The sequence below is a fragment of the Intrasporangium sp. genome, assembly GCF_039812505.1.
Classification (GTDB): Bacteria; Actinomycetota; Actinomycetes; order Actinomycetales; family Dermatophilaceae; genus Intrasporangium_A.
In genome coordinates this window covers 1-11,873 of sequence record NZ_JBDIAQ010000109.1, presented here as the reverse complement: position 1 = coordinate 11,873, position 11,873 = coordinate 1, and the positions used below count along the sequence as shown (strand labels likewise).

Annotated in this window: 10 protein-coding genes and 1 pseudogene; 8 read left to right on the top strand and 3 right to left on the bottom strand. The window is 71.0% G+C overall.

Annotated elements, in window-relative coordinates; translation table 11 throughout:
- Nucleotides 1-75 precede the first annotated feature (75 nt).
- Both WMI84_RS13235 and WMI84_RS13230 read left to right on the top strand, forming a co-directional pair.
- Complete coding sequence (locus WMI84_RS13235) at nt 76-1,854, top strand: 3-hydroxybutyryl-CoA dehydrogenase (protein ID WP_347353889.1); 1,779 nt, start codon at nt 76-78, stop codon at nt 1,852-1,854.
- 192 nt (nt 1,855-2,046) lie between these two features.
- Nucleotides 2,047-2,355: a hypothetical protein gene (locus WMI84_RS13230; protein ID WP_347353887.1), complete on the top strand. Its 309-nt coding sequence runs from the start codon at nt 2,047-2,049 to the stop codon at nt 2,353-2,355.
- 56 nt (nt 2,356-2,411) lie between these two features.
- Here WMI84_RS13230 and WMI84_RS13225 read toward each other — a convergent pair whose 3' ends face one another.
- Both WMI84_RS13225 and ccrA read right to left on the bottom strand, forming a co-directional pair.
- Nucleotides 2,412-3,764: an AI-2E family transporter gene (locus WMI84_RS13225; protein WP_347353885.1), complete on the bottom strand. Its 1,353-nt coding sequence runs from the start codon at nt 3,762-3,764 to the stop codon at nt 2,412-2,414.
- Between the two features lie 54 nt (nt 3,765-3,818).
- The gene (gene ccrA, locus WMI84_RS13220) at nt 3,819-5,156 is read right to left on the bottom strand and encodes a crotonyl-CoA carboxylase/reductase (RefSeq protein ID WP_347353883.1); all 1,338 of its coding nucleotides are present in this window, start codon (nt 5,154-5,156) and stop codon (nt 3,819-3,821) included.
- A 209-nt stretch (nt 5,157-5,365) separates the two neighbouring features.
- On the opposite strand from ccrA, the gene WMI84_RS13215 reads away from it, so the two are divergent.
- Complete coding sequence (locus WMI84_RS13215; protein ID WP_347353881.1) at nt 5,366-6,550, top strand: glycoside hydrolase family 15; 1,185 nt, start codon at nt 5,366-5,368, stop codon at nt 6,548-6,550.
- A 42-nt stretch (nt 6,551-6,592) separates the two neighbouring features.
- Here WMI84_RS13215 and mce read toward each other — a convergent pair whose 3' ends face one another.
- Nucleotides 6,593-7,033, bottom strand: a complete 441-nt coding sequence (gene mce / locus WMI84_RS13210; protein WP_347353879.1) for a methylmalonyl-CoA epimerase — start codon at nt 7,031-7,033, stop codon at nt 6,593-6,595.
- Between the two features lie 137 nt (nt 7,034-7,170).
- Between mce and WMI84_RS13205 the strand changes: the two genes are divergently transcribed.
- The 5 genes and pseudogenes from WMI84_RS13205 to WMI84_RS13185 all read left to right on the top strand — a co-directional run bounded on the left by WMI84_RS13205 (nt 7,171) and on the right by WMI84_RS13185 (nt 11,089).
- Complete coding sequence (locus WMI84_RS13205; protein WP_347353877.1) at nt 7,171-8,385, top strand: acetyl-CoA C-acetyltransferase; 1,215 nt, start codon at nt 7,171-7,173, stop codon at nt 8,383-8,385.
- A 1-nt stretch (nt 8,386) separates the two neighbouring features.
- Nucleotides 8,387-9,352, top strand: a complete 966-nt coding sequence (meaB, locus tag WMI84_RS13200) for a methylmalonyl Co-A mutase-associated GTPase MeaB (RefSeq protein ID WP_347353891.1) — start codon at nt 8,387-8,389, stop codon at nt 9,350-9,352.
- Between the two features lie 56 nt (nt 9,353-9,408).
- Nucleotides 9,409-10,419: a GNAT family N-acetyltransferase gene (locus WMI84_RS13195; RefSeq protein ID WP_347353875.1), complete on the top strand. Its 1,011-nt coding sequence runs from the start codon at nt 9,409-9,411 to the stop codon at nt 10,417-10,419.
- A 176-nt stretch (nt 10,420-10,595) separates the two neighbouring features.
- Nucleotides 10,596-10,736 (top strand): annotated as a pseudogene (locus tag WMI84_RS13190) (thiamine-binding protein); the annotation flags it as partial.
- 41 nt (nt 10,737-10,777) lie between these two features.
- Nucleotides 10,778-11,089, top strand: a complete 312-nt coding sequence (locus tag WMI84_RS13185; RefSeq protein WP_347353873.1) for a thiamine-binding protein — start codon at nt 10,778-10,780, stop codon at nt 11,087-11,089.
- Nucleotides 11,090-11,873 lie beyond the last annotated feature (784 nt).

Genomic DNA, 11,873 nt, shown 5'->3' with positions numbered 1-11,873 from the left:
GCGGCCACCCCAGCGTGGGGAGGGTCACGTCGGCCCGGCCTGCGAGCGGCATACCGGCTCTGCCAGACTCCCTGCATGGCACGTGACTTCACCAAGGTCGGCGTCGTTGGTCTGGGCACCATGGGGGCCGGCATCGTCGAGGTGTTCGCCCGCAACGGCATCGAGGTCGTGGGTGTGGAGGCCGACGAGCCCGCGCTGCAGCGCGGCCGGCAGCACCTGAGGACCTCCACCGACCGGGCGCTGGCCCGGGGCAAGCTGACCGACGCCGAGTCCGCGGCGCTGCACGCCCGCGTGCACTACACGACCGACCTGGCCGACCTGGCCGACTGCCCGCTCGTCCTGGAGGCGGTGCCGGAGCACCTCGACCTGAAGAAGGAGCTGTTCGCCAAGCTCGACGGCATCGTGGCCGACGACGCGATCCTGGCCACGAACACCTCCTCGCTGTCGGTCACCGAGATCGCGGTCGCGACGATGAACCCGAAGCGCGTGGTCGGGATGCACTTCTTCAACCCGGCGCAGGTGCTCCAGTTCGTCGAGGTCATCAAGACGGTGGTCACCAGCGACGAGGTCTTCGAGAAGGTGCAGGCGCTGGCCGAACGACTCGGCAAGAAGCCCGTCGTGGTCGGCGACAAGGCCGGCTTCATCGCCAACGCGCTCCTGTTCGGCTACCTCAACCACGCCGTGTCGATGTTCGAGGGCAGGTACGCCACCCGCGAGGACATCGACGACGCGATGCGGCTCGGCTGCGGCTACCCGATGGGGCCGCTGGCGCTGATGGACCTGATCGGGCTCGACACGGCCTACGAGGTCCTCGACACGATGTACCGGCAGGGCCGCGACCGGCTGCACGCCCCGAGCCCGATCCTCAAGCAGATGGTCAGCGCGGGTCTCAAGGGCCGCAAGACCGGCCGGGGCTTCTACACCTACGCCGGCCCCGGGCTCTCGCAGGTCGTCGGCGACGCGCTCACCCCGAAGGCCGAGCCCGTCGATGCCGCCGCCCTGCGCCCCGTCGCCAAGGTCGGTGTCGTCGGCTCCGGCACGATGGCGACCGGGATCGCCGAGGTCTTCGCCAGGGCCGGGTACGACGTCACGTACGTGGCCCGGGCCGACGCGAAGGTCGAGCGGGTGCGAGCCGCCGTCACCAGGAGCCTCGAGAAGGCCGTCCAGCGGGGCAAGGCCACCGAGGCCGACCGCGACGCCGCCCTGTCGCACCTGAGCGGCACCACCCGGCTCGACGACCTCGCCGACGTCGACCTGGTCGTGGAGGCGGTGGTCGAGGACCTCAAGGTCAAGCAGGTGCTCTTCGAGAACCTCGACGAGATCTGCAAGCCGGGTACGATCCTGGCGACGACGACCAGCTCGTTGCCGGTCATCGAGTGTGCGGCCGGGACGAAGCGGCCACAGGACGTCGTCGGCATGCACTTCTTCAACCCGGCTCCGGTGATGCGGCTGGTCGAGGTGGTCCACACGGTCTCGACCGCGGACGACGTCGTCGCCACCGTCCAGGACCTCTGCACGAGGATCGGCAAGCACCCGGTGACCTGCGGCGACCGAGCCGGCTTCATCGTCAACGCGCTGCTGTTCCCATACCTCAACGACGCCGTCAAGATGCTCGAGGCCAACTACGCGTCGGCCCAGGACATCGACACCGCGATGAAGACCGGCTGTGGGCTGCCCATGGGCCCGTTCGAGCTGCTGGACGTGGTCGGGCTCGACGTGTCGCTCGCCATCGAGCGTCAGCTCTACCTTGAGTTCCGCGAGCCCGGCTGGGCGCCGGCGCCGCTGCTCGAGCACCTGGTGACGGCCGGGTACCTCGGCCGCAAGACGGGGCGCGGGTTCAACACCTACGGCTGAGCGGCATCGCGGGCCGGCTGTTGCGGGCCGGCGGTTGCCCGGCGGCGGTTGCCCGGCGCGACACACCGAGCAGCACCCAACCTCGTTGGTTGCATCCGGTGAGGTTGGCCGGTGCTCGGTGTGTCGCCGGTATGACGCCCACCGGCCGCTCCCGGGCGCGTGGTCTGCGAAGCCGGCTGGGACAATGCGGGCATGCCGTCACGCCGCCGCCCCAGCAAGCACGCGCGGCCGCACGTCCCGCTCGACCTGGCCCGACTGCAGGGCGGGACGGTCCGGGAGGAGGTCTATCGGGGCCGGTCCTGGACGGTGCGGTCGGTCAGCGGCGCCGCCTCGCAACGGGCCTACCTGTGCCCGGGATGCCAACAGGGGATCCCGCTCGGCACGCCGCACGTCGTCGTCTGGCCGGCCGACGGGATCGGTGGGCTCGGTGACCGGCGGCACTGGCACAGCGGCTGCTGGCAGCGCCGGGACGCCCGCCCGCCCGGGGCCTCCTACCGCTGAGCCGTGCCTCGGCCGGTCGACCGGCGTCACGGTACAGCTCACGTGTCGGTGCGACGTCACTGCTGCCGCTGGCGGGGGACGAGGACCTCCTCGTAGATCAGCAGCAGCCCGGCGGCGGTGGGGATGGCCAGCAGCGCGCCGAGGATCCCGGCGAGGGTGCCGCCGGCCAGGGCGGCGACGACGGTGACCGCCCCGGGCACCGCGACGGTCTGCTGCATGACGCGGGGCATGACCGCGTAGTTCTCGATCTGCTGGTAGACGATGAAGTAGATGATCACGATGAGGGCCTTCTGCGGGTCGTCGAACAGCGCGACGAGCGCGACGACGGAGGCACCGAGGGTGGCGCCGACCATCGGGATGAGGCCCAGGAAGCCCACCGCCACGGCCAGCACGGCCGCGAACTTCACGCCGACCAGCGTCATCATGATCCAGGCGAAGAAGGCGTTTATCGAGGCCACCGCGACCTGTCCGATGGCGTACGACCCGACCCGACGCATGATCTCCTCCGCGAGGGAGGTGATCCGCGGCCGACGGCTCGCCGGGACCAGGGCGTAGCCGGCGTGCTTGAGGCTGGGCAGGGAGGCGAGGAAGTAGAGCGTCAGCACGAGGACCGTCAGCACCGAGAACACCCCGCTCAGCAGGACCTTGCCGGTCTCGAGCACCCCACCGAAGATGCCCGCCCAGAGGTTCCCGTCGGCGACCCGCTTGTTGACCTCCTCCTGGATCCGGGCGATGACCTGGTAGCGGTGGTCGAGGTCCTGCACCCACCCGTTCTGCAGGAGCCCGTCGAGCATCTTGGGCGCGTTGGTCGCCAGCTCGGTGCTCTGCTGAGCGACGGGCGGGATGACGACCCAGCCGAGCAGCCCGAAGACGACCAGCACCCCGAGGAACACGACCGCGACGGCCGCACCGCGCCGCAGGTGCGTGCGGGTCAGCGCCTCGACGAGCGGGTTGAGCGCAAGGGTCAGGAAGAGCGCGACGACCAGCAGCGTGATCGTGGTGCCGAGCTTGCCGACCGCCTGCACGAAGGCGTAGGCGACCAGCACGCCCAGGGCACCGATGAAGCCGACGTAGAAGGGCGACTGGCGGTTGAACGGCGTGCCGATCGGTCCGAACCCGCCGTCCTTGGCCCGGGCCGCGCGGGCGTGGGCCCGGGCCGGTCCGGCGGCAGCGCCGCCGGGCGTCCCGCGGGAGGTGTCGTCGGCGCGGGCACCTCCGTCCGGGGTGCGCGCGACCGGCTCGTGGGTCGAGGCTCCGTCGGCGGCCGTCGCCCCGCTCGCGCTGCGGTCCGGCTCGGCGGCGCCCTCGGGAGCGGGGACCGCCCCGGCGTCCCGGTCGTAGCGCGCGTCCCGGATCTGGGCCAGCCGCTGCCGCTGGGCCCGGCGGTAGTCAGTCCAGCGCCGCCACATGCGTCACCTCCGGGTACCGAGCCTAGTGGCGCGGCGCTCGGCGGCGACCCGGGATCACTGGTTGTGGAACCGGTTGATCTCGGTCTCGAACTGGGCCCGCTTCTCCGGGTTCGTCACGCCCAGGCCCTTCTCCGGCGCGAGGGTCAGGACCCCGACCTTGCCCTGGTGCAGGTTGCGGTGCACGTCGAGCGCGGCCTGGCCGACGTCCTCCAGCGTGTGTGTCTTCGACAGGGTGGGGTGGATCAGGCCGCGGTTGATCAGCTCATTCGCCTCCCACGCCTCGCGATAGTTCGCGAAGTGCGAGCTGACGATCCGCTTGAGGTTCATCCAGAGGTAGCGGTTGTCGTACTCGTGCATGTAGCCCGACGTCGAGGCGCAGGTGACGATCGTGCCGCCCTTGCGGGCGACGTAGACGCTGGCCCCGAACGTCTCGCGGCCGGGATGCTCGAAGACGATGTCGACGTCATACCCCCCGGTAAGCTCCCGGATGCGCTTGCCGAGCCGCTGCCACTCCTTCGGGTCCTGGGTGCGCTCGTCCTTCCAGAAGTGGTACCCCTCGGCGTTGCGGTCGATGATGTGCTCGGCCCCCATCGACCGACAGATCTCGGCCTTCGCCGGTGAGGACACGACGCAGATCGGGGTCGCCCCGCCGGCCAGGGCCATCTGCGTCGCGTACGACCCGAGCCCGCCGGAGGCGCCCCAGATCAGGACCCGGTCACCGAGTTTCATCGCGGCGCCGTTCTTGGAGATCAGCTGCCGGTAGGCGGTCGAGTTGACCAGCCCGGGACAGGCGGCCTCCTCCCAGGTCAGGTGGTCGGGCTTGGGCATCAGCTGGTTGGCCTTCACGACCGCCATCTCGGCCAGCCCACCGAAGTTGGTCTCGAAGCCCCAGATCCGCTGCTGCGGGTCGAGCATCGTGTCGTTGTGCCCGTCGGCGTCCTCGAGCTCGACGGAGAGGCAGTGGGCGACGACCTCCTGGCCGGGGTGCCACTTGGTGACGCCCGGCCCCACGCGCAGGATCACGCCGGACAGGTCGGAGCCGATGACGTGGTAGGGCAGGTCGTGTCGCTTGGCGTAGATCGAGGTGCGGCCGTAGCGCTCCAGGAAGCCGAACGTGGGCAGCGGCTCGAAGATCGAGGTCCACACGGTGTTGTAGTTGATCGAGCTGGCCATGACCGCGACCAGGGCCTCACCGGGGGCGATCTCGGGGACCGGCACGTCGTCGATGTGCAGGGACTTGCGCGGGTCCTTGTCGCGGCTGGCGATGCCCTCGAACATGCCGACCTCGTCCTTGTGGACGGTGGCTCCCCGGTAGGCCGCGGGAATCGTGAGGTCGGCATACGTCTGCTCGGACCGGTCTCCGGAGAGGATGGCGTCGCGGATGGCCTGCATGTCGGTCCCTTCCAAGGGTTGCGGTACGTGGCGGTCCTGGCTCAGACCGTAACGACCGTAGGCTACTGCCCGGTCACTTTTGAGAGTCCGGACACAGGGTGACCTGGGTCACGGTCGGGGCGCGCCCTCGTCGGGTGGGCGTCGTCCGGCCGAGAGGGCACCGCGAGCGCGGCCCTCGTGCGACACTCCTGCGAAGGAGGTGCGGCGTGGTGACCCGACGGTCCGTGCTCGTCGGCGCCCTGGCCGTCGGCGCCGGGGCAGGCGCCGTCGTGGACCGGGCTCGGCCGGCAGATCCCCTGCCGACCCTCGCCAACGGTGCCGGGTGGCGCCCGAGGGGCTCCGAGCGGGCCGCGCGCGCCTGGCTCGCCGCCGGCAGAGTGCCGGGGGAGGGGGTGCCGGACGGGCTGGTCGCCCAGGCGCTGCTGGACCTGCACGGTCTGCTCCAGCCGAACGGTGCCGTGCTCGCCGGCCCGGCGAGGATCTGGCGGTACGTCTGGCCGCGCGACGCGTCCTTCGTCGTCGTGGCCCTGGCAGCGACCGGGCACGTCGCGCAGGCCTGGGACACGCTGCGCTTCCTGAGCCAGGTGCAGCTGCCCGACGGGGGTTTCGAGGCCCGCTATCTGCCGGACGGGTCGGGGCCCCCCGACGATCGTCGGCGTCAGTCCGACGGAGCCGGCTGGGTGCTGTGGGCCCTCGACATGGCGCGGTCGGCGTCGGGGGCGCGTGTCGTCCCGGTCGACCTCCGGCCCATGCGTGACCGGGCCGCGTCCTTCATCGACCACCAGACGCGCGGCGCCACGACGCTGCCGGCCGCGTCGCCCGACTACTGGGAGGTGCCCGAGCGTGCGGTGACGCTGGGGACGATCGCCCCGATGGCCACCGGGCTCGGGGCCGCCGCGCGGATGCATGCCGCCGAGGGAAGCTCGTCGGAGGCGGCGCGGTGGTCCCGGGCCGCCGAGCGACTGCGGGGGCTGGTCGTCGGCGAGTTCGGCCCCTCGTACAACCGGTACGGACACAGTGGTGGGCTGGACGCCGCCACCGCGATGCTGCTGCCGCCCTTCGCCGACGACGCGCACCCGGAGGCGACGTCGGCCTGCTCCAGGTACTCCGTCGAGGCGCTCCGGCCGGCCGGCGGACTGGCCCCGGGGACCGGATGGCGGGCCGACGGGGTCTCCTGGACCCCGGAGACCGCACTGGTCGCCTACACGGCCGCGGCGACCGGGCGTCGCGACGAGGCTCGCCGGTGGCTCGGCTGGCTGGCTGCCCACCGGACCGCATGGGGCAGCGTGCCGGAGAAGGTGCGCCCGGACCGGCGCGCGGCCGGACCGGCGCCGCTCGCCTGGACCGCGGCACTTGTCGTGCTGACCGCCCACGAGCTGGACCGGATGGCGTGAGCCTGCGCCGGGGGGCGATCCTCGCTCTGTCGGCGGCCGGCCTCAGCAGGCGGTCGCGGCGGGCTCGACCAGCTCGACCAGTACGCCGCCGGCATCCTTGGGGTGGATGAAGTTGATCCGGCTGGCGCTCGTGCCGCGCCGCGGCGCGTCGTACAACAGTCGCAGCCCGCGCCCCCGCAGGGTGGCCGAGACGGCCTCGATGTCGGTCACCCGATAGGCCATCTGCTGGATGCCGGGCCCGCTGCGGTCCAGGAACCTGGCGATCGCCGACTCGGGGGAGAGGGGGGCGAGCAGCTGGACGCATGAGCCGGAGTCACCCACGGCCATCATCGCCTCGCGGACGCCCTGCTCCTCGTTGCGCTCCTCGTGCACCTTGCTCATGCCGTACTTCTGCTCGTAGAAGGCGATCGCCTCGTCGAGGTCCGGGACGGCGATGCCGACGTGGTCGATGTGGGTGAAGAGCGGTCCCGATGCTTCAGTCATGCCCCGACCCTAGGACCACGGCAGACCTCGGGCGAACCGTGCTTGCGTGTGCCCTTGCTCATGCTCTAGCCGGGGCTTTCCCGGCCCGCAGTTAGAGTGGGAACACATCCCCCGAAGACGTTGGAGAGAGCCTCACCATGAGCACCACTGACCGTCCCGTGTCCGTCATCGTCGCCGGAGCCCGCACCCCGATGGGTCGCCTGCTCGGCTCGCTCAAGGACTTCTCCGGCCCCCAGCTCGGCGGCATCGCCATCAAGGGCGCCCTGGGCAAGGCCGGTGTCGCGCCCGACCAGGTCGACTACGTCATCATGGGCCAGGTCCTGCAGGCCGGCGTCGGCCAGATCCCGGCCCGCCAGGCGGCGGTCGCGGCCGGCATCCCGATGAACGTGCCGTCGATCACCATCAACAAGGTCTGCCTCTCGGGCCTGAACGCGATCGGCCTGGCCGACCAGCTGATCCGGGCCGGTGAGGTCGAGATCGTCGTCGCCGGCGGCCAGGAGTCGATGACCAACGCGCCGCACCTGCTCGAGAAGAGCCGCTCCGGCTTCAAGTACGGCGACGTCACGATGCGTGACCACATGGCCTACGACGGCCTCTGGGACGTCTTCACCGACCAGGCCATGGGCGCCCTGACCGAGTCCTGCAACACCGGCGAGCAGGCCTTCACCCGGGCGGAGCAGGACGAGTTCTCCGCCCGCAGCCACCAGCTCGCGGCCAAGGCCTGGAAGGACGGGCTCTTCGAGGACGAGGTCGTCGCGGTCTCCATCCCACAGCGCAGGGGCGAGCCGGTCGAGTTCAAGTCCGACGAGGGCATCCGCCCCGAGACCACGGCTGCCTCGCTCGCCGGGCTGCGGCCGGCCTTCGCCAAGGACGGCACCATCACGGCGGGCTCCGCCTCGCAGATCTCCGACGGTGCCTGCGCGGTCGTCGTGATGAGCAAGGCAAAGGCCGAGGAGCTGGGCCTGTCCTGGCTGGCCGAGATCGGCGCCCAGGGCATGGTCGCCGGCCCGGACTCGAGCCTGCAGCAGCAGCCGGCCCACGCCATCGCGGTCGCGTGCGGCAAGGAGGGCATCGCGCCGGCCGACCTCGACCTCGTCGAGATCAACGAGGCGTTCGCCGCCGTCGGGCTCGCCTCGGCCAAGGAGCTCGGCCTCGACCTCGACAGGGTCAACGTCAACGGGGGCGCCATCGCGCTCGGTCACCCGATCGGCATGTCCGGGGCTCGCATGGCCCTGCACCTCGCGCTCGAGCTGAAGCGGCGCGGCGGCGGGGTCGGTGCGGCTGCGCTGTGCGGTGGCGGCGGGCAGGGCGACGCCCTCATCCTGCGCGTGCCGGCCGCCGACCAGAGCTGACCTGGGCGCCCGCGCGGTCGACGTACCCGCCCTGGTCGACTCGGCCAGGGCGGGTACTCCGCGTGCCGTGGCCCGGCTGGTCTCCCTGGTCGAGGACGCCCATCCGGCGTTGCGCGAGGTCATGGCCGCACTCGTCCCGCACGCCGGCCGCGCCTGGGTCATCGGCCTGACGGGGGCCCCTGGGGTGGGCAAGTCGACGTCCACCAGCCTGCTCATCAGCGCCTTCCGCGGGCGCGGCCTGCGGGTGGGCGTCCTCGCGGTCGACCCGTCCTCGCCGTTCTCGGGGGGCGCCCTGCTCGGTGACCGGATCCGCATGCAGGACCGCCCCCACGACCCGGGCGTCTACATCCGCTCGCTCGCCACGCGTGGGCACCTCGGCGGGCTCTCCGCCGCGACGCCGCAGGCCATCCGCGTGCTCGACGCCGCCGGCTTCGACGTCGTCCTCGTCGAGACCGTCGGGGTCGGCCAGAGCGAGGTCGAGATCGCCGGGCTGGCCGACACCTCCGTCGTGCTGCTCGCACCCGGCATGGGCGACGGCATCCAGGCCGCCAAGGCGGGGATCCTCGAGATCGGCGACGTCTTCGTGGTCAACAAGGCCGACCACCCCGGAGCCGAGGCGACGGTGCACGACCTGCGCCGCATGGTCTCCCTGGCCGAGCGCGCGGCGCCCGGGGGCTGGCGGCCGCCCGTGGTCCGGACGGCTGCGCTGCAACGGGTCGGCCTCGACCGGCTCATGCAGGCCCTCGACAAGCATCGCGCGCATCTGGACGAGACCGGTGAGCTGTGCCGCCGCCGCGAGCGACGCGCGGCCGACGAGATCGAACAGCTCGCCCTGGAGCGGTTGCGAACCCGCCTCGAAGCGGTCGAGGGCCAGGACGGACTCGGCGCGCTCTCCGCCGCGCTCGCCGCCGGACGGATCGACCCGTATGCCGCTGTCGACGTCCTGCTCGCGCACGCGGACCGCTGACCCCACGCCCCGAAAACCCGTTGAACGGTGCGGCCTGCGAGTGTCACCGTCGTGGGATGCAGATCACGGGCATCGACCGCGCCGACGACTCCCTCGTCGAGCAGTGCTGGGGCGTCTGGGACCGCAGCTCGGCGGCATCCCGGGTGGTGCCGCACCGCTACAGCCTCGAGGAGTTCGCCAAGGAGGTGCGCTTCACGTTCCCCGGCGAGCACGACCTGCTCACCGTCGCTCTCGGGTCGGGTCGGGTGCTCGGGTTGGCCCGCGTGTGGTTCCCGGAGCGGGACAACCAGACGCTCTGCTGGGCCGAGCTGCAGGTCGATCCGGCCCACCGGGGCCGTGGCGTGGGCGCCGCGCTGCTGCGTCGGCTCGAGGACGCCGCCCGAGACGAAGGGCGGTCGCTGCTCCTGCTCGACGCCTTCGTCCGACCCGAGGAGCGGGAGACCGGGCGCGCCCGACGGTTCGCGGAGCGGCGCGGCTTCACGTTGTCCAACGTCGAGATCGTCCGGCACCTCGAGCTCCCGGTCCCCCCGGAGCGGCTCGACGCCCTGGAGGAGTCGGCGCGCTCCGCGGTCGGGTCGGCGTACGACGTGCAGGTGTACCTCGACGACGGGGTGCCCGAGGCGCTGCGCCAGTCGCTCTGCGACTGCTCGAACCGGCTGGCCCTGGATGCCCCCAGCGGCGAGGTGGACTTCGAGGCGGAGTCGATGACCCCGGCGGACTATGCCGAGCTGCTCGAGCACGAGCGGGACACGGGCGGGAGAAGGCTGACGGCGCTGGCCGTGGAGCGGGCCACCGGCGTCGTGGCTGCCTACACTGCCCTCGCACTGCCGGCCGGGGACCTCGAGGTCGCCCACCAGTGGGGCACGCTCGTCCTGCCGGAGCACCGCGGCCACCGCCTCGGGATGGCCGTCAAGGTGGCGAACATCCGTCGGCTGCAGCGCTTCGACCCGCAACGCAAACGCATAGACACCTGCAACGCCGAGCTGAACCCGTGGATGGTGCAGATCAACGTCGACCTGGGCTTCCAGGTCGTCGAGGAGCTGCTGAGCATGAAGAAGGACCTCTGACCTCTGACCCCGACAGATCGAGAGTGCACGAGTCTTCATCGAGTCTTCATCGAGAGTGCACCAGTCTTCATCGAGAGTGCGCCAGTCTTCATCGAGAGTGCAGTACTTCCGATCGAGTGCATTTGTGGGGTCCGGAGGCGCCCGACCGGTAGTTGCCCGGCCATTAGAGTGGAGGAATGCTCATCGCCTTCTCGGTCGCCCCGTCCACCCCTGCCGACGAGACCGGCTCGGTCGGGGAGGCGGTGGCCCGAGCCATCGCCGTGGTCCGCGAGTCCGGGCTGCCCAACCGCACCGACGCGATGTTCACCACGGTCGAGGCAGCGAGAGTGCCTGAACGGCACAGGGAAGGTAGGTCGTGATGTTGGTCGCGTTCTGTGTCGCCCCGAGCGGCACTGGGCGAGAGGACGGTTCTGTACATGATGCCGTCGCGGCGGCAGTGCGCATCGTCCGCGAGTCCGGTCTGCCGAACCATACGGACGCGATGTTTACGACGATCGAGGGCGACTGGGACGCCGTGTTCGACGTCGTCCGTCGAGCGACCGAGGCAGTCGGCCCGTACGGGTCGCGCGTGTCGCTCGTCCTGAAAGCGGACATCCGTCCGGGCTATACGGACGAGATATCTGGCAAGATCGATCGCTTAGAGGCGGAGCTGGACCACAAGAGTGCCTAGATCGGATTTCCGCAGTAGCCCGGCCAGAGAGTGAGCGGCGTGTGCGATCACCGCATCACCCGTAGCGACCACTCCGGATGCACAGGTGACATCGGCCAAGTCCGGGAATCGTGGGGACTTGGCCCTGGTCCGGTGGCATCCTGCACTCATGGCGAGATACAGCGGAGGCGTAACCGTACACAGGGCCATGAAGGGGCCTCGCAACGCAGGAGGTTCGTGGTCTAGCCCAGATGGCTGGAAACAAGAGCTGCTGGCGACCATGTATGCCATTAATGAGGTTCGGCGGAGTTGTGACACCACCGAGCTCCTGACCGTGCGCTACGCCCGGAAGGCTGGCATGTCATGGGCCGAGATCGCGGCCGCCCTCGGAACCACGCGAGACTCTACAAGGGAGCGTTGGAAGGGAATCGACCAACACCTGCCCGAGGGCGATGTCTGGGGCCCCATGTCGCTGAACGACCCCAATACCGTCGCTCAGTACTGGGGCGGTACCCGGCCCGAATAGGGCAACGTGTGCTTCTCGTGGCGTGCACGCCTCGCGATGTGGACGCTCGGCTGCAGAGATGGCCGTCGCCGATGCGAGACCGCCAGTCCAGGGGAAATGGTTGACCGGAGTTCGGCGCGTCCCGGATGAGAGGTCGACGCTCTTCCATCTGTCCGCAGCCTGCCAGAGGGCTGCGGCCCGACCGCGGGAGGTGCTCAGCGTAGTTCTCGGACACGAGTGGTGACGCCAGTCGCTCTCGGCCGCCAGCAGCCCGACGGAGAACTGTCTAGAGCCGCTCGG